The sequence below is a fragment of the Corynebacterium frankenforstense genome (genome assembly GCF_030211955.1).
GTDB classification, from domain to species: Bacteria; Actinomycetota; Actinomycetes; order Mycobacteriales; family Mycobacteriaceae; genus Corynebacterium; species Corynebacterium frankenforstense_A.
This window is the reverse complement of record NZ_JASODI010000010.1, coordinates 49155-69238: the sequence shown is the minus strand read 5'-3', so window position 1 is coordinate 69238 and position 20084 is coordinate 49155. Positions and strand designations below refer to the sequence as shown.

Sequence of the window (20084 nt, the reverse complement as noted above, 5' to 3'; positions counted from 1 at the left end):
GGCCGGACCCGACCCCACTCACTGACACCGACAACTTAGAGAACAGCGGAGAAAAGCGATGTCTACTCTCGAAATCAAGAACCTGCACGCCCAGGTCGTCCCCGCGGAGGAGGACGCCGAGCCGAAGCCGATCCTCCACGGCGTCAACCTGACCGTGAACTCCGGCGAGGTGCACGCCATCATGGGCCCGAACGGCTCCGGCAAGTCCACCCTCGCCTACGCCCTGGCGGGCCACCCGCGCTACGAGATCACCGAGGGCGAGGTGCTCCTCGACGGGGTCAACCTCCTCGACCTCGAGGTCGACGAGCGCGCCCGCGCCGGCCTCTTCCTGGCCATGCAGTACCCGACCGAGGTGCCGGGCGTGTCCATGTCGAACTTCCTGCGCTCGGCCGTGACCTCCGTGCGCGGCGAGGCGCCGAAGCTGCGCGACTGGATCAAGGAGATGGGGCAGGCCCGCGAGAACCTGAAGATCGACAAGTCCTTCACCGAGCGCTCCGTCAACGAGGGCTTCTCGGGCGGCGAGAAGAAGCGCCACGAGGTGCTGCAGCTCGACCTGCTCAAGCCCAAGTTCGCCGTCATGGACGAGACGGACTCCGGTCTGGACGTCGACGCGCTGCGCGTCGTCTCCGACGGCATCAACTCGTACCACGAGCAGAACAACGGCGGCATCGTGATGATCACGCACTACAAGCGCATCCTCGAGTACGTCAAGCCGGATGTGGTGCACGTCTTCGCCCACGGTCAGATCGTCAAGACCGGTGGTCCCGAGCTCGCCGACGAACTCGACGCGCAGGGCTACGAGCAGTACATCTGATGGCCGGCTTCCGAACCGCCGACGGGCGCCTCGACGTCGAGGCCGTCCGCGCGGAGTTCCCGATCCTCTCGCGCACCGTGCGTGACGGGAAGCCCTTCGTCTATTTGGACTCCGGGGCGACCTCGCAGCGCCCGGAGCGGGTGTGGCGGGCCGAGGAGCGTTTCGTGCTGCACACCAACGCCCCCGTGCACCGCGGCGCCTACCAGGTAGCCGAGGAGGCCACCGACGCCTACGAGGAGGCGCGCGAGCGCATCGCGCACTTCATCGGCGCCGACGGCCCGGAGATCGCCTTCACCAAGAACGCCACCGAGGGCCTCAACCTCGTCGCGTTCTGCCTGGGCGACCACCGCGCCGGCGACCTGCGCGTCGGTAAGGGCGACACCGTCGTCGTCACGGAGCTGGAGCACCACGCCAACCTCGTGCCCTGGCAGGAGCTCTGCCGGCGCACGGGCGCGACGCTGAAGTGGTACTCGGCGACCGAGGACGGCCGCATCGACCTCGACTCCCTCGAGCTCGATGACTCGGTCAAGGTCGTCGCCTTCACCCACCAGTCGAACGTGACCGGCGCGGTCACCGACGTGCCGGAGCTGGTGCGCCGGGCGCGCGCCGTCGGTGCGCTCACCGTGCTCGACGCCTGCCAGTCCGTGCCCCACCAGCCGGTCGACGTGCACGCCCTCGGCGTGGACTTCGCCGCCTTCTCCGGGCACAAGATGTGCGGGCCCTCGGGCGTGGGCGCGGTCTACGGGCGCGCGGAGCTGCTCGAGCAGCTGCCGCCGTTCCTGACCGGCGGCTCCATGATCGAGGTCGTGACCATGGAGAAGACGACCTTCGCCGAGCCGCCGCAGCGCTTCGAGGCCGGCACCCAGATGGCCAGCCAGGTCGTGGGCCTCGGCGCGGCGGTCGACTTCCTCGAGGAAGTCGGCATGGACGCGGTTGCCGCCCACGAGCACGAGCTGACCGCGCACGCCCTCGAGGTGCTCCCGCAGATCGAGGGCCTGCGCATCCTCGGGCCGACCGAGCCGGTCGCCCGCGGCGGTGCGGTCTCCTTCGTCGTCGACGGGATCCACCCGCACGACCTCGGCCAGGTCCTCGACGACCGCGGCGTGGCCGTGCGCGTGGGCCACCATTGCGCGTGGCCGGTGCACCGCTGCCTGGGCGCGCAGTCCACGGCGCGGGCGTCGTTCTACCTGTACAACACGGAAGCGGAGATCGACCGGCTGGCCGAGGCGATCGACTACGCGCGAGATTTCTTCGGGGTGAAGTAGCGTGAGCGTTGAATCCATGTACCAGGAGGTCATCCTGGACCACTACAAGAACCCGACCCACTCCGGGCTGCGCGAGCCCTTCGAGGCCGAGGTCTTCCACGTCAACCCGTCCTGCGGCGACGAGGTCACGCTGCGCGTGCACCTCTCGGCGGACGGCGAGACGGTCGAGGACGTCTCCTACCAGGCGAGCGGCTGTTCGATCTCCCAGGCCTCCACGTCGGTGATGGCCGAGGAGATCGTCGGGCAGCCGGTGGCCAAGGCGATGGAGAAGCTCGAGGACTTCGACCGCATGATCACCTCGCGCGGCAAGGATGAGGGCGACCCCGAGCTGATCGGCGACGGCGTCGCCTTCGCCGGGGTGGCCAAGTACCCCGCCCGGGTCAAGTGTGCGCTGCTCGGCTGGAAGGCCTTCCAGGCCGCCACCGCCGAGGCGCTCGACAAGATGAACGGAGGCTCTGACAGGTAATGACCGAAGAGGACCAGAACGCCGGGACCCCCGAGCGCGCCGCCGCCGACGGCCCGCAGGCCCCGCCCCAGACGGAGCAGGACATCAAGGACGCCGCCGACGTCGAGGAGTACCTCCGCGACGTCATCGACCCCGAGCTCGGGATCAACGTCGTCGACCTCGGTCTGGTCTACGACATCTTCATCGACCGTTCCGACGACGTGAAGACCGCGGTGATCAACATGACGCTGACCTCGCCGGCGTGCCCGCTGACGGACATGCTTGAGGATCAGGCCTCGGTGGCCGTGGTCAACAACGGCGCGGCCGACGAGGTGGAGATCAACTGGGTGTGGATCCCGCCCTGGGGCCCGCACATGATCACCGAGGAGGGCCGCGAGCAGCTGCGCGCGCTCGGCTTCGCCGTCTAGCGCAGCGCGTCGCGCGCCTCGCGCGCGGCCTTCAGCAGGTCGTTGAAGGTGACGCCCTGCGGCTGGGCGGGGTAGTTCGATTGACGACGCCCCGTCCCTCCCCGTTGCGCGCCCGCCCCGGCGGGCGCGGTTCGCGTCTGCTGCGTGGGCTTCGCCCACGCAGCGGGGGAGCCCGCGGCCCGCGCGGGTCGCGGCGCCTGCGGGGCCCGGCGCTGCGGCGCCGGGGCACCGCCCGCCGGCCGACGGTGCCGGAAATCGGGGACGGGGGTCACCGAGACGTCGGAAAGCTTGGCTGCGTCGATGGAGTAGCCCGCCAGGAACGAGCGCACGTCCGCCTTCGACGGCTCGCCGGCGAACCGGCCGACCATGGAACCGCGCTGGTAGGGGCTGAGGCTGTAGCGGATGACGTACTCACGGCCCTCGACGCCCGTGCCGTGGGCGGAGGCGCCGGTTCTGCTGGAGTGACCCATGCCGCCGATGATAGAGGAAGCCGGGGCGGTTGTTAGGATGTCTCGGCGTGATTGTCACTCATGATCTCGAGGTACGCGTCGGAGCCCGCACCCTGCTGACCGCCCCCGGCGACCAGCTGCGCGTGCAGCCGGGCGACCGGATCGGCCTGGTCGGACGCAACGGCGCCGGCAAGACGACGACGATGCGCATCCTGGCCGGTGAGACCGAGCCCTACGGCGGCTCCGTCGACCGCGCCGGGGAGATCGGCTACCTGCCGCAGGACTCCCGCGAGGGCAACATCGACCAGTCGGCGCGCGACCGCGTGCTCTCCGCCCGCGGGCTGGACCGCATCCGCACCTCGATGGAGCGCCAGCAGGAGATCATGGAGACCACGGAGGACGAGCGCAAGCGCGACGCCGCGATCTCCAAGTACTCCCGCCTCGAGGAGCGCTACCACGCCCTCGGCGGCTACGAGGCCGCGGCCGAGTGCGCGCAGATCTGCGACAACCTCGGCCTGCCCGCCCGCATCCTGGACCAGCCGCTCAAGACGCTCTCCGGCGGCCAGCGCCGGCGCGTGGAGCTCGCGCAGATCCTCTTCTCCGCCACCGCCGGCTCCGGCAAGTCGGCGACCACGCTGCTGCTCGACGAGCCGACCAACCACCTCGACGCCGACTCGATCGGCTGGCTGCGCGACTTCCTGGCGCGCCACGAGGGCGGGCTGATCATGATCTCCCACGACGTCGAGCTGCTCGACGCCGTGTGCAACAAGGTCTGGTACCTCGACGCCGTCCGGGGTGAGGCGGACGTCTACAACATGGGCTTCGCCAAGTACAAGGACGCCCGCGCCACCGACGAGGCCCGGCGGCGCCGCGAGCGCGCCAACGCGGAGAAGAAGGCCTCCGCCCTGCGCACGCAGGCCGCCAAGCTCGGTGCGAAGGCCACTAAGGCGCGCGCCGCCAAGCAGATGGCCGCCCGCGCCGACCGCATGATGGGCGAGCTCGACGAGGTGCGCGTGGCCGACAAGATCGCCCACATCTCCTTCCCGGAGCCCGCGCCCTGCGGTAAGACGCCGCTGATGGCCACCGGTCTGACCAAGATGTACGGCTCGCTCGAGGTCTTCGCCGGGGTGGACCTGGCCGTGGACCGCGGCTCGCGCGTGGTCGTCCTCGGCTTCAACGGCGCCGGCAAGACCACGCTGCTCAAGCTGCTCGCCGGTGTCGAGCGCACCGACGGCGAGGGCGGCGTGGTCGGCGGCCACGGGCTCAAGATCGGCTACTTCGCCCAGGAGCACGACACCATCGACCCGGACAAGACCGTCTGGGAGAACACGGTGGCCGCCTGCCCGGACGTCTACCAGCAGGAGCTGCGCACCCTGCTGGGCGCCTTCATGTTCTCCGGCGAGAAGCTCGAGCAGCCCGCCGGTACGCTCTCCGGCGGCGAGAAGACCCGCCTGGCGCTGGCCGCGCTGGTCAGCTCGCGGGCCAACGTGCTGCTGCTCGACGAGCCGACGAACAACCTCGACCCGGTCTCGCGCGAGCAGGTCCTCGACGCGCTGCGCACCTACACCGGCGCCGTCGTGCTGGTCACCCACGATCCCGGCGCGGTGCGCGCCCTGGAGCCCGAGCGGGTCGTCGTTCTGCCCGACGGCACCGAGGACCTGTGGAGCGACGACTACATGGAGCTCGTCGAACTCGCCTGACACCACCCCCCGGTGTGCGCTCGGTCGTGTCCGGTGCCACACTGGTAGGCATGAGTTCCCCGTCACACTTCGTTTCCCGTCACCTTTTCGGCCCCGGGCCGTGCAACCCCTACCCGGAGGCCACCACGGCGCTGACCCGCCCGCTGCTCGGCCACCTGGACCCCGAGTTCATCGCCGAGATGGACGAGGTCTGCGCCGGACTGCGCACCCTGTGGGGCACCGAGAACGCCCGCACCCTGCCGCTGTCGACCACCGGCTCCGGCGGCATGGAGGCCGCCTTCGTCAACTTCGTCGAGCCCGGCGACGTGGTCGTCGTCGGCGTCAACGGCCTGTTCGGCGAGCGCATGTGCGACGTCGCCGCCCGCATGGGCGCCGAGGTCGTGCGCGTCGACTTCGAGTGGGGCAGCCCCGTCGACCCGGTCAAGCTGGCCGAGGCCCACCCCGACCCGAAGATCTTCGCCGTCGTCTACGCCGAGACCTCCACCGGTGTCGCCAGCGACATCGCCGAGATCGGCCGCCGCAAGGGCGACGCCCTGCTGCTGGTCGACGCCGTGACCGCCATCGCCGGCGTCGAGCTCAAGGCCGACGAGTGGGGTGTCGACATCGGCTACGCCGGCACCCAGAAGTGCCTGGGCGTTGCCCCGGGCCTGGCGCCGTTCACCGTCTCCGACCGCGCCTGGGAGCGCCGAGTGGAGCACCCGCGGTCCTGGTACCTGGACCTGGGCATGCTCGGCGGCTACGCCGGCGAGGCCACCGGCTCCAAGCGCACCTACCACCACACCGCCCCGACCGGCATGGTCGTCTCGCTCGGCGCGGCGATCACCCGCATCCTCGACGAGGGCCTGGCCAACGTCATCGCCCGCCACCGCGCCGCCGGCGAGGCGCTGCAGGCCGGCCTGGAGGAGATGGGCCTCGAGCTCTTCGCCGTCGAGGGCCACCGTCTGCCGGACCTGACCACCGTCAAGGTGCCCGAGGGAGTGGACAACGCCGCCGTGCGCTCCTACCTGCTCGAGCACTTCGACATCGAGATCGGCGCCGGCGTGGGCGCCTACGCCGACTCGGTCTGGCGCATCGGCCTGATGGGCCCGAACGCCCAGCCGGCCTCCGTGCCGATGATCCTGGGCGCGCTCGAGGAGGCCATCGCGGCGGTCCGCTAGCGTCCCACAAGGAAAAGGCCGGAGCATCTCGCTCCGGCCTTTTTCACGCGGTCCTACTTCTGCAGGCGCTCACGGACCTCCTCGGTGGCGGCGACGAGGTTCTTCAGCGTCGCGGTGGTCTCCGGCCAGGCGCGGGTCTTCAGGCCGCAGTCCGGGTTGACCCAGACCTGCCGCGGGTCGAGGGCGTCGACGGCGATGTCGATCAGGCCGCGGACCTCGTCCTGCGAGGGCACGCGGGCGGAGTGGATGTCCCACACACCCGGCCCCAGGCCGCGCTCGAAGCCGTGCTCGGCCAGGGCCGGCAGCACCTTCAGCCGCGAGCGGGAGGCCTCCACGCTGGTCACGTCCGCGTCCAGGCGGTCGATCGCGTCGACGATGGTGGCGAAGTCGGAGTAGCACAGGTGGGTGTGGATGCTGGTCTGGTCGGCCGCACCCGAGGTGGCCAGGCGGAAGGAGCCGACCGACCACGCCAGGTAGTCCTCGCGGTCCTCGGCGCGCAGCGGCAGCAGCTCGCGGATGGCCGGTTCGTCGACCTGGATGACGCCGATGCCGGCGGCCTCCAGATCGGCGACCTCGGCGCGCAGCGCCAGGCCGATCTGGTCGGCGACCTCGCCCCAGGCGATGTCCTCACGGACGAAGGACCAGGCCATTATGGTCACCGGGCCGGTGAGCATGCCCTTGACCGGCTTGTCGGTCAGCGACTGGGCGTAAGCCGACCACGGCACGGTGATCGCCTCGGGGCGCGAGATGTCGCCCCACAGCACCGACGGGCGGGTGCAGCGCGAGCCGTAGGACTGCACCCAGCCGTGGGTGGTGGCCAGGCAGCCGTCGAAGTGTTCGCAGAAGTACTGCACCATGTCGTTGCGCTCGGGCTCGCCGTGGACCAGGACGTCCAGGCCGATCTCCCCCTGGGCGCGGATGACCTTCTCGATCTCCGCGTTCATCGCCTCGGTGTAGGCGGCCTCGTTGATGTCGCCCTTGCGGAAGGCGGCGCGGGTCCTGCGGATCTCGCCGGTCTGCGGGAAGGAGCCGATGGTCGTCGTCGGCAGCAGCGGCAGGTCGAGGGCCTTCTCCTGCGCGGCGCGGCGCTTGTCGTAGGGGGAGCGGCGGCGGTCGGCCTCGGTGACGGCGGCGGTGGCGTCGCGCACCTCGGTACGCTTGACGCCCGGGTGGTCGGCGCGGGTGCGCAGCGCCTCGCGGGTCACGGCGAACTCGTCGGCGACGGACTCCTCGCCGTCGGCCAGCGCGGCGGCCAGCAGCGCGGTCTCGCGGACCTTCTGGTCGGCGAAGGCCAGCCAGGAGCGGATCTCCGGGTCGATGCCGGTCTCGCGCTCGACGTCCTGCGGCACGTGCTGCAGGGAGGTCGAGGTGGACACCGACAGCGCCACCTGGTCGCCCAGGCCGGTGCGGATGCGCACCAGCTGGGCCAGCTTGGCGTCCAGGTCGGCGCGCCAGATGTTGCGGCCGGAGACCGCGCCGGCGATCAGGGTGCGTCCGGAAAGCGACTTCGCCCAGCGGGCCAGGGTCTCGGCGTCCGGCTCGCGGCCGCGGACCAGGTCGATGCCCACGGCCTCCACGGAGGTCTTCTCGGCGAGCACGTCGACGGCGTCCTCGGCGTGGCCGTAGGAGAGCACCACGGCGAGCTTCGGCGCGGCGTCGGAGAGCGTCGTGTAGGCCCGCTCGAGGGCGGCGAGCAGCTCGCCGCGGTCCTGCGGGGTGCGGTGGCGGTCGGTGACCAGGGCGGGCTCGTCGAACTGGACCCACTCGACGCCGGCGTCGGAAAGCTCGGCGAGCAGCTCGGCGTAGACGGCGACGAGGTCGTCGAGGCGCTCGAGCGGGTTGTAGCCCGAGCCGGCCTCCTCGGTGGGCTTGGCCAGGGCGAGGAAGGTCACGGGGCCGACGAGGACGGGGCGCACGGCGCCGCCGAGGGCGCGGGCGGCGGCCACGCGCGGCGAGCCGTTGTAGGCCAGCTTCGTCTCCGGGCCGATCTCGGGGACCAGGTAGTGGTAGTTGGAGTCGAACCACTTGGTCATCTCGAGCGCGGCCCGGTCGCCCTCGCCGCGGGCGACGGTGAACTGCGCGGCTAGCGCGGCGGCGGCCTCCGGGTCGGCCTTCGCGGCGCGCAGGGCCTCGGCCTCGGCGGCGAAGCGTGCCGGGACCGCACCGGCGGCGATGACGATGTCGAGGACCTGGTCGTAGTAGGAGAAGTCCTCCGGCACGGCGGCCGGGGCCTTCAGCCCCAGCTGCTGCAGGCGGGCGGTGCGGGTCCTGCGCAGCTCGTCAGCGGTGGCGCGCAGGGCCTCGGTCTCGGCCGGGGAGTCGGAGGACCAGGCCTTCTCGAGGGCGAACTTGAGCTCGCGGTCCGCGCCGATGCGCGGGTAGCCGAGGACGGTGGCGGCGGGGAAGGTGGCGGACATGGGTGTAGGGGACCTTTCAGGTTCTAAGAATGTGTTGAGGTTGCAGCCGGGCTCGGCGTTGGGTTTCGGGGTCGCACCCCGGGGCGTGCTTCTACGGGTGTTCAGACCGCGGGCGTCAGGCGCCCGAGGGCCAGACCGACCAGCTCGCTGTCCACGGCCTGGCCGCGGGCGATGCGGTGGGCCTGGCGGCGGGCCGGGTCGGCGCCGCCGAGCGCACCGGCGGTGCCGGGCAGCCCGGTCACCGCGGAGGCGTGTTGGCGCAGGTAGCCTGCGGCGCGCAGGTACTCGAGCAGGTCGAGGGTCGGCCGCGGTCGGTTGAACGTGTAGAGGTGCACCCCCGGCGCGCCGGCGTCGAGGACCCGCGTCATCAGCTGGGCGGTCGCGCCGAGGGCGCGGCGCACGCGCAGCGCCGGGTCGGCGGTCGCGTGGATCTCCTCGAGCGGCGCCGGCACGGGGATACCCGCCAGGCGTTCCATGGCCCGGAGTCGACGCAGATCGTGCAGGGGCAGGATGCCGGGGACGACCGGCAGGCGCACTCCGGTGAAGGCGAGCTCGCGCACCAGTGAGATGTAGTCCTCCGGGTCGTAGAAGACCTGGGTGATCGCGAAGTCCGCGCCGGCGCGGGCCTTGTCGGTCAGCGCGGCCAGGTCGCCGTCGCGCTTGGCCCCGCGGGAGGCCGGGTAGGCGGCCACCCCGATGGAGACGTAGTCCTCGACCACCGGCGCGGTGGCCGCCCCGGAGCCGCCGGGGCCGGTGCCCACGCCGTGGGGCAGCTCGTCGGCGGCGACCTCGCGGATCAGCTCGACAAGCTCCGCGGCGTGGGTGAGCGTGCCCGGGGTGGGTGAGTAGTCCGGGTCGTCGGCCGGCGGGTCGCCGCGCAGCGCGAGGAAGTCACGGACCCCGGCGCGCAGCAGCAGCCGGATGATCAGCGTCATCTCCGCCGGGGTGGAGCCCAGGCAGGTCAGGTGGGCCACGGCGGGCAGGCCGGGGTGGCGGTCGATCATGTTGAGCAGCACCTGCACCGAGGTGTCGCGGGTGTCGCCGCCGGATCCGCCGGCCCCGTAGGTCACGGAGACGTAGTCGGGGCGGGCGGTGGCCAGCTTGTTCACGCCGGCCCAGATCCCCGAGACCTTCGAGGGGTTGCGCGGCGGGTACAGCTCGAAGGACACCGTGGGGTGCTCCGTCGGCGTGCCAGGCCGGTAGTCGGAGTAGAGAAGTCCTGTGGGCATGGGAGTTCCTATCGAACCTCGGCGTTAGCACCGTTCCAGGGCTCTGGGGGTTGCTGCGGCGTCATCGAGCCGGGTCTCTCGGCCGCTCTGAATAGGTGCCGATGAGCCTAGGACACCGGCGGCGTGACCGGAAGCACCTTCAGCGTGGGGACGGAAAATCCCAGTTCAACAGGTGAATAAAAATATCCGGCGTGCAATTGCCGACGCCCCGCCGATCGCGGCCGGCGCGCCCGGCGCGGTGGAGCGTGGGGCCCGGCGCGGTGCGCCGGGCGGCAGCGCCCGTGAAGGTAGTCTGGCAGAGGAACGTAACAATCCCGCGCCCCGGGATGATGGTCACTGCACGGGACCGTCCCCGCCCCGCCCCTCTACCGAAGATGAAAGGTTCACATGGCCAGCCCTCTGGTGGAACGCCCCCTCGACCTCGCCGTCCCGGTGCGGGACCTCGCGCGCCAGTTCATCGCCGGCGTGCCGTCCTACCTGCGCACCGACTACGTGCACGTGGCCGCCCCCGGCTACTACGGCAGGCTGGTGGGCAACCTGGTCCGCTGGGGCTTCTCCATGGCGTCGCTGATGGAGGGCGCGGCCGCCGGACGCCCGAAGCGCACGGCGCTCATCGACGAGGTCGGCGAGCTGACCTACGCCGAGCTGCGCGAGCAGGCCCGCCGCTTCGCCGCGGCGCTGCGTGCCCACGGGGTGGCCGAGGGCGACCGCGTGGCGCTCGTGGCCCGCAACTCGCGCGTGCCCGTGATCACCATGTTGGCCTGCGGGTACCTCGGCGCCGTGGCGATGGTGATGAACCCGATGTCCTCGGCCGCGCAGCTGCGCCGCACCGCCGACGAGTACCGGGCCAAGGTCGTCGTCGCCGACGCCGACCACGCCGAGGGCTTCGCCGACGGCTCCACCCCGCTCATCGTCGGCCACGGCTCCGAAAACGGGGTGCCCGAGAAGCTGCGCGACCTGCACTTCGGCGGGCGCGCCCCGGTCAGCTACGGCACGGCCATCGAGTCCGTCGGGCGCCGCCCGAACCTGCCCTTCCACCCGAAGCAGAACCCGACGGTGATCATGTCCTCGGGCACCACCGGCCGCCCGAAGGGCGTGGTGCGCGGGGTACCGCGCAGCCCGCAGGTAATCGGCTCGATCTTCCCCGAGGTGCCGTGGCGGCCGGGCGGGGTCATCCAGCTGACCGCCTCGCTCTTCCACGCCTGGGGCTGGCTCAACCTCAACCTGGTCTTCGCCACCGCCTCGACGATGGTGCTGCGCCGCCACTTCGACGCCCGCGAGGCGATGGCGGACATCACCCGGCACAAGGTCACCGGCGTCATCTCCGCGGCGGTCTTCCTGCGCGATCTCACCGGAGCCTTCGACGAGGCCGTCGCCTCCGGGGACCGCACCGCCGCCGACGGCCGGATCGGCGAGTCGGTCGAGTTCATCGTCTCCTCCGGCAACGCGATCCCGCCGCACCTCGTCCGTGACCTCAACGCCCGCTTCGGCGTGGTGACCTGCAACTTCTACGGCTCGACCGAGCACGGTCCCGTCGCCGTGGCCAGCGCCCGCGAGCTCGCCGCGGACCCGGACCGCGCCGGCACCGTCGCGCCGGGCGTGCGCATCGCGATCCTCGACGACGACGGCAAGGAGGTGCCCACCGGCGAGGTGGGCACGATCTACTCGGCGAACTCGGAGTCGATGCAGGGCTACCTCTCGGCCAAGGACGCCACGACCGTGCGCGGGCGGATGCTCTCCACCGGCGACCTCGGCTTCTTCGACGAGCAGGGCTTCCTGCACGTGCGCGGGCGCGCCGACGACATGGTCATCAAGGGCGGCGAGAACGTCTACCCCCGCGAGCTCGAGGAGTTCCTCGGCAGGCAGGAGGCCGTCGGCGACGTCTACGTCAAGGGCGTGCGCGGCGAGATCATGTCGCGCCTGGACTGCTACCTCGTGCGCGCCGACAACGAGGCCGGCCGCGCCCTGGACGAGGACTCGCTGCGCGAGCTGGTGCGCGAGAACCTCGCCGAGCACAACCTGCCCGACCGGGTGGTCTGGCTCGACGAGCTGCCGCGCACCGACGCCGGCAAGGTCGTCCCGCGCCTGCTGCCCGACTCCGGCGAGGGGGAGTAGCGGCCGCGGGGGAGCGCCCGGGGTTGGCCGCCGGGCTCGGTCCTTCGCGCGGCCGGAACAGGCGCGGCAGGTACCACAGGAACCGCAGGAGCCGAACGACCGGTGGCCGGCGCAGCCGGCGACGCACGGACGACGCCGCGCAAAACCGCCCGGGGCGATCTGCGCGGCGTCGTCAATCGGCGCCTAGTTGCGGAAGCCGTGCACCGGCGCGGGGATGAACCCGCCGCGGTGGATGAACTCGGTCGCCGCGACCTGGTTGACGTCGATGACCGGGGCGTGGCCCAGCAGGCCGCCGAAGTTGACGTCGTCACCCGGCTTCGTGCTCGGCACCGGGATGACGCGCACGGCGGTGGTCTTGTGGTTCATCATGCCGATGGCGGACTCGTCGGCGATGATCGCCGCGATGGTCTCGGCGGTGGTGTCGCCCGGGATCGCGATCATGTCCAGGCCGACCGAGCAGATCGAGGTCATCGCCTCGAGCTTCTCGATGCGCAGCGTGCCGGCGCGCACGGCGTCGATCATGCCGCGGTCCTCGGAGACCGGGATGAAGGAGCCCGACAGGCCGCCCACGCGCGAGCAGGCCATCATGCCGCCCTTCTTGACCGCGTCGTTGAGCAGCGCGAGCGCGGCGGTGGTGCCGTGGGTGCCCACCTGGTCCAGGCCCATGTGCTCGAGGATCTGGGCCACGGAGTCGCCGACCTCGGCGGTCGGGGCCAGCGAGAGGTCCACGATGCCGAAGGGCACGCCCAGGCGCTCGGCTGCCATGCTGCCCACCAGCTGGCCGGTGCGGGTGATCTTGAAGGCGGCCTTCTTGATCTCCTCGGCGACCTGGTCCAGGGTCGCGCCCTCCAGGGAACCGAGCGCGCGGTCGACCACGCCGGGGCCGGACACACCGACGGAGACGACGCAGTCCGGCTCCTCGACGCCGTGGAAGGCGCCGGCCATGAAGGGGTTGTCGCCGACGGCGTTGGCGAAGACGACGAGCTTGGCGCAGGCGATCGCGCTGTCGTCGGCGGTCAGCGCGGCGGCCTCCTTGACCACCTCGCCCATCGAGCGGGCGGCGTCCATGTTGATGCCGGCTCGCGAGGAGGCGACGTTGACCGAGCCGCAGACGACGTCCGTCTCCGACAGGGCGGTCGGCAGCGAGCGGATCAGGCGGCGCTCGGAGGTCGTCGCGCCCTTCTCCACCAGGGCGGAGTAGCCGCCGATGAAGTTGACGCCGACCTCCTTGGCCGCGGCGTCGAGCGCGCGGGCCACCTCGACCGGGTCGCCCTCGGCCGCGGCGGTCACCAGCGAGATCGGGGTGACCGAGATGCGCTTGTTGACGATCGGCACGCCCAGCTCGGAGCTGATCGCCTCGCAGGTGGACACCAGGTCCTTGGCCTGGCCGACGACCTTGTCGTGGACGGCTCGGGCGGTCTCGACCATCGTGGGGCGCGCGCAGTCGAGCAGCGAGATGCCCATCGTGACCGTGCGGATGTCGAGGCGGTACTTCTCGATCATCTCGATGGTGTCGAGGATGTTGGCCGCGTTCAGTGTCAGAGCCATGGGTCGCGGCCTCCTAAATCTCGTTGACCGCGGAGAACAGGGCCTCGGACTGGATGCGGATGACCAGGTTCTGCTCCTTCTCCACCGCGCCCATGCGCTCCTGGATCGCCTCGATGCCCGTGGCGGCGTCGTCGAACTCGACGCGCAGGATCATGGTGAACCAGCGCTCCATGATGGTCTGGGAGACGTCGAGGATGTTGATCTTCTGCTCGGCGAGCGCGGCGGTGACGCCCGAGATGATTCCGGTGTGGTCCGCACCGGTGACGGTCATGATCGCGTACATGATCCAGGACTCTACCCGGGGTCTCGACGCACATCCCCACGCAGGATGGTCGAGCGGGGGACGGGCGCGGGGCGCGCGTGCCAAGATGAGGCCATGGAAATGACGCGGGACACAGGCAGGCGGGGTCGCTTCACGCGCCGGGGCGAGCGGTTCTTCCACCGCTGGCTCTGGGGCGCGCAGGAGACCTGGGCCGACGGGAAACTGACCGCGGCGGTCGAGGACGGCACCGCCGGCGACGTCGGTGCGGCGCCCGCGGCCCTGCCCCGCACGGACCTTGAGCTCGCGCTGGCCGAGGGGCGCTCCGGCGCGCCGTCCTCGACCGCCCGGCGGCGCCGCTCGGCGCTGTGGCGGATCGGCATGTGGGCCCTGATCGCGATCGTCGCGGTCGCGATCACGGTCTTCCTCATCTTCCTCGACGAGGCCGTGTGGATGCGCGTGCTCTGCTTCCTGGTTTTCGTGCCCGCGTTCTCGATCTGCTCGGCGTTCGGGCTGCGCGAGAACGTCGGCAGGCTGAGCGAGATCACGCGCCTGCGCCGCGCCCTGGACACGGCGTGGGCGGACGGGCGGCTGCGCTACGCGACCTTCCGCACCGGCGCGGTGACGTGCCGCGGCTTCCACACGACGACCATGCGCAGCCTCTTCGGGGGCGACGAGTCCGACGAGTACTCCGGGATCATAGCCGATGTCCCCGTGGCCGGGATCCTGCACGACGGCCGGCCCTTCGCGAAGGGCCCTACGGCAAAGTGAAAGACGACGTCGAGGACGTTGACAACGGCTGGACCATCGTGCGTTACCCGGACGGCCAGGAGGAAACACCCTCGCCCTCGACCCGCTGATCGACGCCCGCCGGGCGCGCGCCGCGCTCGAGAAGGTGGAGCTGCTCGGTCCCGGTGACTAGCCTGGGGCCATGTCACAGACGACGCAGACGCACAGCCCCCGCAAAGTCCTGATCATCGGCGGCCACGGAAGGGTCGCCCTCCTGGCCACCCCGAAGCTCGTCGCCCGCGGCGACCGGGTCACCTCGGTCATCCGCGCTGAGGAGCAGGCCGGCGACGTCGAGAAGCTCGGCGCGACCGCGCACGTCGCCGACATCACCGCGCTATCCGCCGCGCAATGGCGCGAGCTCGTCTCGGGCCACGACGTCATCGTCTGGTCCGCCGGCGCCGGCGGCAAGGGCGGCGCGGAGGCGACCTATGCCGTCGACCGTGACGCCGCGCTGTCGCTGGTGGGCGCGCTCGAGGAGCTGGGCGCGGACGCCCCGCGGCTGATCCTGGTCTCCTACGCCGGTTCGCTGCACAACCCCTGGGGCGAGGGCCACGGCATGCACGCCTACGGCGAGGCCAAGCAGGCCGTCGACGAGCGCCTGGCCGCCCGCGTCGCCTTCGATCACCTGGTGCTCGCCCCGGGCGTGCTCACCCTGGAGCCGGACCGCGGCATCAGGGCGATCCCGGACGAGGCCGGCGCGGCCGCCGAGACGTCGCGTGAGCTGGTCGCCGACGTCATCGTCGAGGCCGCCGGGCGCGCGGAGTTCCCGCACGCGGCGCGCTTCGCCTTCGTCGACGGCGACGGGCCGGTCACCGCGGCGGACTTCGGCGCCTGACCAAGACCCCGATTTCCGACGCCCGCGCCTAGCCCACGAGGGCGGGCACGTGCGCGTCGGCGACCGCGCGCGCCCGGCGGCGCGCGGCGTCGGCGGCGGCGTGGGCGACGAAGGAGCGCAGCAGCGTGCGTGGGGCGGAGGTGTCCACCAGCGGCAGGCCGGAGACGATCGCGTCGAACTCGGCGTCGTCGTAGTAGCCGTGGCCGTGGAAGAAGCCCATGCGCACGCGCATCGCGTCGGCGTCCATCTCGCTGTGGAACTGGCAGGTCCACAGCCGCTCGCCGTAGCGCACGGCCTGCACGGGGCAGGAGGGGCCGGTGGCCAGCAGCGTGGCGTTAGGCCCGAGCGCGGTGATGTTCTCGGTGTGCCCGGTCAGCGCGGTGAAGCTCGCCGGCAGGGCGCCGAAGACGGGGTCGGCCTTGCCTGCGGCCGTCAGCTCGACGGTGGTGGCCCCGGCGTTCTCCGGGTGGGTGCGCCCGATCTCGCCGCCGGTGGAGCGTGCGATCGCGGAGCCGCCGTAGCAGACGGAGAGGACGGGCACCGGCGCGGCGAGCAGCCCGGCGAGCTGGACGTTGACGTTCTGCTGCCAGCGGCTGTGCCGGGCGTCGGTCACGTTCAGGTCCGAGCCGCCGACGAAGACGCCGGAGAAGCCGCGGAGATCACCCAGCCGGGAGTTCTCCGAGTCGAGCATTCGGTGGACCAGCTGCTCCTCCTCCAGGCCCGCGGCACGGAGGAAATCGCGGTATTCGGCGCCGGCCACTGCGGGGCTGCGGCGCGGGGAGAGCAGCAGGAACGGAAGCATACCAAGCAGTCTACACAGACGGCCGGCATTTTCCGAACCAAGCGGTCTATTAGATGCGCGTGTCGCGCCCGGCGGTCCCCGCTGTCCGGGCTCAGCGGTGGCGCACGGACTCCTCGACCAGGTCGAGCACGGTGTCGAAGCCCTCGGCCGAGCCGCCGGAGGCCAGCCGGGCGATCAGCCCGTCGAGCACGGTCTCCAGGTAGGTCGTCAGCACCCCGACGGGCACGTCGGTGCGCATGCGCTCGGCGACGTCGCGCTGCTCGAAGCGCTGGCGCATGGCCCGGTCGAGGACCTCCTGGTGCTTCTCCCAGCGGGCGCGGAAGCCGGCGTCGGTGCGCAGCAGCCGCGAGATCTCCACGCGGGTGACCAGCCAGTCGTGGTGCTCGGGGTGGTGGATCAGGTCGCGCATGACGGCGACCAGGCCGTCGCGGGCGACGACCTCGGCCTGGCGTACGGCGTCCTGGTGCGCGATCTCCAGGAAGAGCGACTCCTTGTCGCCGAAGTGGTGGAAGATCGCGCCGCGGGACTTGCCGGTGGCCTCCTCGAGGCGGCGCACGGTCGCGCCCTCGTAGCCGTGGCGCGCGAAGCACACGCGGGCGCCCTCCAAAATCTCGCGGCGACGCCGCGCGAGCTCCTCTTCGCTGACCACGGGCATAAGACGGCACGACCTTTCCGGTCTCGGGTGAATCTGGTGAAGGGAAGTTAAGCGGAAGAAGGGGGAGAGGTGAAGGGGACTGTGGGCAAGAAAGGGAAAAGGGCGGGGAGGCGAGGCGGTCACCTCGCCTCCCCGCCCTGCGCGACGGGCCCGCGGTGCGGGGCCCGTCAGGCCACGGCCGGGGTCGGCCTACTTGGCGGCCATCTGACGCAGCACGTACTGCAGGATGCCGCCGTGGCGGTAGTACTCCGCCTCACCGGGGGTGTCGATGCGCACGGTGGCGTCGAACTCGACGGTCTCGCCGCTCTCCTTGGTGGCGGTGACGTGGACCGTCGACGGGATCGAGTCGTTGAGCGCCTCGATGCCGGTGATGTCGAAGGTCTCCGTGCCGTCCAGGCCCAGGGACTCGTGGGACTCGCTCTCGGGGAACTGCAGCGGGATGACGCCCATGCCGATCAGGTTCGAGCGGTGGATACGCTCGAAGGACTCGGTGATCACGGCCTTGACACCCAGCAGGTTGGTGCCCTTGGCGGCCCAGTCACGCGAGGAGCCGGTGCCGTACTCCTTGCCGGCGATGACGACCAGCGGGGTGCCGGCGGCCTTGTAGTTCTGGCAGGCGTCGAAGATGAAGGCCTGCGGGCCGCCCTCCTGGGTGAAGTCGCGGGTGTAGCCGCCCTGGACGTCCACCAGCTGGTTCTGCAGGCGGATGTTGGCGAAGGTGCCGCGCATCATGACCTCGTGGTTGCCGCGGCGGGAGCCCAGGGAGTTGTAGTCCTTGCGCTCGACCCCGTTGGCGTCCAGGTACTGGGCGGCCGGGGTGCCGGGCTTGATCGAGGAGGCCGGGGAGATGTGGTCGGTGGTGACCGAGTCGCCCAGCTTGGCCAGGACGCGGGCGCCGTGGATGTCCTTGACGGGCTCCGGCTCGACGGGCATGTCGTCGAAGTAGGGCGCCTTGCGGATGTAGGTGGAGTCCGGGTCCCAGTCGAAGGTCTCGCCCTCGGGGACGTCGAGCTCCTGCCACTGCTTGTCGCCCTTGAACACGTCCGCGTAGTCCTGGACGTACAGCTCGCGGGAGATCGCCTGCTGGATGGTCTCCTCGATCTCGGCGGGGGAGGGCCAGATGTCCTTCAGGTAGACGTCGTTGCCGTCCTGGTCCTGGCCCAGCGGCTGCGTCTCGAAGTCGAAGTCCATGGTGCCGGCGATCGCGTAGGCGATGACCAGGATCGGGGACGCGAGGTAGTTCATCTTCACGTCCGGCGAGATGCGGCCCTCGAAGTTGCGGTTACCGGAGAGCACCGCGGTGGCGGTCAGGTCGTTGTCGTTGATCGCCTGGGAGACCTCGTCCGGCAGCGGGCCGGAGTTGCCGATGCAGGTGGTGCAGCCGAAGCCCGAGAGGTAGAAGCCCAGGGCCTCGAGGTCCTTCCAGAGGTCGGCGCGCTTGTAGTAGCCGTCGACGACCTGGGAGCCCGGCGCACAGATGGTCTTGACCCACGGCTTGGCGCGCAGGCCCTTGGCGGCGGCCTTGCGGGCGATCAGGCCGGCGCCGATCATCACGGACGGGTTGGAGGTGTTGGTGCACGAGGTGATCGACGCGATGGCGACCATGCCGTGGTCCAGGGTGTACTCGCCGCCGCGCGGGGACTTGACGGTCACCGGGTGCGAGTGGCGGCCCTTGGAGCCGACCGCGGCGGACTCGCCGTGGCCCTCGGCGGAGGAGTTGTAGGTCTCCGGCAGGGCGTCCTCGTTCTGCTCCTCGGGGGCGTTGCCCTCGGCGGCCATCTTGATGGCCTCGGCGGAGTCGTCCTCGCAGATCGGGTCGTCGGTGAAGGTGGACAGCTGCTCGCGGAAGGTGTCCTTGGCCTTGTTGAGCAGGATGCGGTCCTGCGGGCGCTTCGGGCCGGCGATGGACGGCACGACGGTGGACAGGTCCAGCTCGAGGTACTCGGAGTACTCGGCCTCCGGGGCGTCCTCGTCCAGCCACATGCCCTGGGCCTTGGCGTAGGCCTCGACGCGCTCGATCTGCTCCTCCGGGCGGCCGGTCAGGCGCAGGTACTTGGTGGTCTCCTCGTCGATCGGGAAGATCGCGCAGGTGGAGCCGAACTCCGGGGACATGTTGCCGATGGTGGCGCGGTTGGCCAGCGGCACGGACTTGACGCCGTTGCCGTAGAACTCGACGAACTTCTGGACCACGCCGTGCTGGCGCAGCATCTCGGTGATCGTCAGCACGACGTCGGTGGCGGTCACGCCGACCGGGATCTCACCGGTGAGCTTGAAGCCGACGACCTTCGGGATGAGCATGGAGACCGGCTGGCCCAGCATGGCCGCCTCGGCCTCGATGCCGCCGACGCCCCAGCCCAGGATGCCCAGGCCGTTCTCCATGGTGGTGTGGGAGTCGGTGCCGATGCAGGTGTCGGGGTAGGCCACGCCCTCGTTGTCGAAGACGACGCGGGCCAGGTACTCGATGTTGACCTGGTGGACGATGCCGGTTCCCGGGGGCACGACGCGGAAGTTGGAGAAGTTCTCCGAGCCCCAGCGCAGGAACTGGTAGCGCTCCTCGTTGCGCTGGTACTCGATCTCGACGTTCTTCTGCAGGGCGTCGTCGCTGCCGAAGGCCTCGACGATGACGGAGTGGTCGATGACCATCTCGGCCGGGTTCAGCGGGTTGACCTGCTCCGGGTCGCCGCCGAGCGTGGACACGGCCTCACGCATGGTGGCGAGGTCGACCACGCAGGGCACGCCGGTGAAGTCCTGCATGAGCACGCGGGCCGGGGTGAACTGGATCTCCGTGTCCGGCTCGGCGGTCGGGTCCCAGTTCGCCAGGGCCTTGATGTGGTCGGCGGTGACGTTCTTGCCGTCCTCCGTGCGCAGCAGGTTCTCGCCGAGAACCTTGAGGGAGTACGGCAGCTTCTCCATGCCGGGCACGGCATCGAGAGCGAAGTACTGGTACTCCTTGTCGCCCACCTTGAGGGTGCGCTGGGCGTCGAAGGAGTTCTTGCTTGCGGTCACAGTGAGCTCCGTTTCTCGCGGGATATCGAAATGTGAGGACTGTCTCGTGGCCGGAGCCGGAGTCCGGCAGTTCACGAGGTCCGCTGGAAATGATTCTACTAGCACCGGCGGCGCGATTGGCCGTCGAGTCTCAGGCTAACAGTACAACCGTCCTATTTGCGAACGTGACGC

Annotated in this window: 17 protein-coding genes and 1 riboswitch; of the genes, 9 read left to right on the top strand and 8 right to left on the bottom strand. The window is 70.9% G+C overall.

Annotation, left to right across the window (positions count from 1 at the left end; all coding sequences use genetic code 11):
- Positions 1–58 precede the first annotated feature (58 nt).
- From sufC to QP119_RS06730, 4 genes are read left to right on the top strand one after another with little or no spacing between them, the layout of a single operon-like run.
- Positions 59–814 carry a Fe-S cluster assembly ATPase SufC gene (sufC, locus tag QP119_RS06745; RefSeq protein ID WP_284774698.1) on the top strand — a complete coding sequence of 252 codons (756 nt, stop codon included), beginning with the start codon at positions 59–61 and terminating at the stop codon, positions 812–814.
- Positions 814–2079 (top strand): cysteine desulfurase, encoded by a 1266-nt coding sequence (locus QP119_RS06740; RefSeq protein ID WP_284774696.1) that lies wholly within the window; start codon positions 814–816, stop codon positions 2077–2079. Before sufC ends, QP119_RS06740 begins: the two co-directional genes overlap by 1 nt.
- Before the next feature lies 1 nt (position 2080).
- Complete coding sequence (gene sufU, locus QP119_RS06735) at positions 2081–2545, top strand: Fe-S cluster assembly sulfur transfer protein SufU (RefSeq protein ID WP_284774694.1); 465 nt, start codon at positions 2081–2083, stop codon at positions 2543–2545.
- Positions 2545–2952, top strand: a complete 408-nt coding sequence (locus tag QP119_RS06730; RefSeq protein ID WP_284774692.1) for a metal-sulfur cluster assembly factor — start codon at positions 2545–2547, stop codon at positions 2950–2952. Before sufU ends, QP119_RS06730 begins: the two co-directional genes overlap by 1 nt.
- Here QP119_RS06730 and QP119_RS06725 read toward each other — a convergent pair.
- Positions 2949–3422: a hypothetical protein gene (locus QP119_RS06725; RefSeq protein ID WP_284774691.1), complete on the bottom strand. Its 474-nt coding sequence runs from the start codon at positions 3420–3422 to the stop codon at positions 2949–2951. The genes QP119_RS06730 and QP119_RS06725 overlap by 4 nt on opposite strands.
- Positions 3423–3469: 47 nt before the next feature.
- On the opposite strand from QP119_RS06725, the gene QP119_RS06720 reads away from it, so the two are divergent.
- The gene (locus QP119_RS06720) at positions 3470–5101 is read left to right on the top strand and encodes an ABC-F family ATP-binding cassette domain-containing protein (protein ID WP_284774690.1); all 1632 of its coding nucleotides are present in this window, start codon (positions 3470–3472) and stop codon (positions 5099–5101) included.
- 50 nt (positions 5102–5151) lie between these two features.
- Positions 5152–6258 (top strand): pyridoxal-phosphate-dependent aminotransferase family protein, encoded by a 1107-nt coding sequence (locus QP119_RS06715; protein WP_284774689.1) that lies wholly within the window; start codon positions 5152–5154, stop codon positions 6256–6258.
- A gap of 53 nt (positions 6259–6311) precedes the next feature.
- Here QP119_RS06715 and metE read toward each other — a convergent pair whose 3' ends face one another.
- Together metE and QP119_RS06705 are read right to left on the bottom strand one after the other, a co-directional pair.
- A complete protein-coding gene (gene metE / locus QP119_RS06710) occupies positions 6312–8675 on the bottom strand; it encodes a 5-methyltetrahydropteroyltriglutamate--homocysteine S-methyltransferase (protein WP_284774687.1) in 2364 nt (787 codons plus the stop codon).
- A 101-nt stretch (positions 8676–8776) separates the two neighbouring features.
- The gene (locus QP119_RS06705) at positions 8777–9904 is read right to left on the bottom strand and encodes a methylenetetrahydrofolate reductase (RefSeq protein ID WP_284774686.1); all 1128 of its coding nucleotides are present in this window, start codon (positions 9902–9904) and stop codon (positions 8777–8779) included.
- A gap of 5 nt (positions 9905–9909) precedes the next feature.
- Positions 9910–10002, bottom strand: a riboswitch (SAM riboswitch).
- Positions 10003–10291: 289 nt separating this feature from the next.
- Here QP119_RS06705 and QP119_RS06700 point away from each other — a divergent pair.
- A complete protein-coding gene (locus QP119_RS06700) occupies positions 10292–12019 on the top strand; it encodes an AMP-binding protein (RefSeq protein ID WP_284774685.1) in 1728 nt (575 codons plus the stop codon).
- 183 nt (positions 12020–12202) lie between these two features.
- Here QP119_RS06700 and QP119_RS06695 read toward each other — a convergent pair whose 3' ends face one another.
- The gene (locus QP119_RS06695; protein WP_284774684.1) at positions 12203–13567 is read right to left on the bottom strand and encodes a PFL family protein; all 1365 of its coding nucleotides are present in this window, start codon (positions 13565–13567) and stop codon (positions 12203–12205) included.
- Between the two features lie 13 nt (positions 13568–13580).
- Positions 13581–13850: an ACT domain-containing protein gene (locus tag QP119_RS06690; RefSeq protein WP_284774683.1), complete on the bottom strand. Its 270-nt coding sequence runs from the start codon at positions 13848–13850 to the stop codon at positions 13581–13583.
- Positions 13851–13949: 99 nt separating this feature from the next.
- Here QP119_RS06690 and QP119_RS06685 point away from each other — a divergent pair, with 99 nt between their 5' ends.
- Positions 13950–14597 carry a hypothetical protein gene (locus QP119_RS06685; protein WP_284774682.1) on the top strand — a complete coding sequence of 216 codons (648 nt, stop codon included), beginning with the start codon at positions 13950–13952 and terminating at the stop codon, positions 14595–14597.
- A gap of 160 nt (positions 14598–14757) precedes the next feature.
- Positions 14758–15450 (top strand): NAD(P)-dependent oxidoreductase, encoded by a 693-nt coding sequence (locus tag QP119_RS06680; protein WP_284774680.1) that lies wholly within the window; start codon positions 14758–14760, stop codon positions 15448–15450.
- Between the two features lie 28 nt (positions 15451–15478).
- Here QP119_RS06680 and QP119_RS06675 read toward each other — a convergent pair whose 3' ends face one another.
- The 3 genes from QP119_RS06675 to can form a co-directional block, all read right to left on the bottom strand.
- The gene (locus tag QP119_RS06675; protein WP_284774679.1) at positions 15479–16252 is read right to left on the bottom strand and encodes a glutamine amidotransferase; all 774 of its coding nucleotides are present in this window, start codon (positions 16250–16252) and stop codon (positions 15479–15481) included.
- 91 nt (positions 16253–16343) lie between these two features.
- Positions 16344–16907, bottom strand: a complete 564-nt coding sequence (locus QP119_RS06670) for a TetR/AcrR family transcriptional regulator (protein WP_284774678.1) — start codon at positions 16905–16907, stop codon at positions 16344–16346.
- A gap of 189 nt (positions 16908–17096) precedes the next feature.
- A complete protein-coding gene (can, locus tag QP119_RS06665) occupies positions 17097–19913 on the bottom strand; it encodes an aconitate hydratase (RefSeq protein ID WP_284774677.1) in 2817 nt (938 codons plus the stop codon).
- Positions 19914–20084: the final 171 nt, after the last annotated feature.

Excerpts from the sequence above, each read along its gene's own strand:
- QP119_RS06690 (WP_284774683.1), bottom strand. The coding sequence starts at position 13,850 with ATGTACGCGATCATGACCGTCACCGGTGCGGACCACACCGGAATCATC.
- sufC (WP_284774698.1), top strand. The coding sequence starts at position 59 with ATGTCTACTCTCGAAATCAAGAACCTGCACGCCCAGGTCGTCCCCGCG.
- QP119_RS06670 (WP_284774678.1), bottom strand. The coding sequence starts at position 16,907 with ATGCCCGTGGTCAGCGAAGAGGAGCTCGCGCGGCGTCGCCGCGAGATT.
- QP119_RS06730 (WP_284774692.1), top strand. The coding sequence starts at position 2,545 with ATGACCGAAGAGGACCAGAACGCCGGGACCCCCGAGCGCGCCGCCGCC.
- QP119_RS06695 (WP_284774684.1), bottom strand. The coding sequence starts at position 13,567 with ATGGCTCTGACACTGAACGCGGCCAACATCCTCGACACCATCGAGATG.
- QP119_RS06700 (WP_284774685.1), top strand. The coding sequence starts at position 10,292 with ATGGCCAGCCCTCTGGTGGAACGCCCCCTCGACCTCGCCGTCCCGGTG.
- metE (WP_284774687.1), bottom strand. The coding sequence starts at position 8,675 with ATGTCCGCCACCTTCCCCGCCGCCACCGTCCTCGGCTACCCGCGCATC.
- QP119_RS06675 (WP_284774679.1), bottom strand. The coding sequence starts at position 16,252 with ATGCTTCCGTTCCTGCTGCTCTCCCCGCGCCGCAGCCCCGCAGTGGCC.
- QP119_RS06715 (WP_284774689.1), top strand. The coding sequence starts at position 5,152 with ATGAGTTCCCCGTCACACTTCGTTTCCCGTCACCTTTTCGGCCCCGGG.
- QP119_RS06685 (WP_284774682.1), top strand. The coding sequence starts at position 13,950 with ATGACGCGGGACACAGGCAGGCGGGGTCGCTTCACGCGCCGGGGCGAG.
- QP119_RS06705 (WP_284774686.1), bottom strand. The coding sequence starts at position 9,904 with ATGCCCACAGGACTTCTCTACTCCGACTACCGGCCTGGCACGCCGACG.
- QP119_RS06740 (WP_284774696.1), top strand. The coding sequence starts at position 814 with ATGGCCGGCTTCCGAACCGCCGACGGGCGCCTCGACGTCGAGGCCGTC.
- QP119_RS06680 (WP_284774680.1), top strand. The coding sequence starts at position 14,758 with ATGTCACAGACGACGCAGACGCACAGCCCCCGCAAAGTCCTGATCATC.
- QP119_RS06725 (WP_284774691.1), bottom strand. The coding sequence starts at position 3,422 with ATGGGTCACTCCAGCAGAACCGGCGCCTCCGCCCACGGCACGGGCGTC.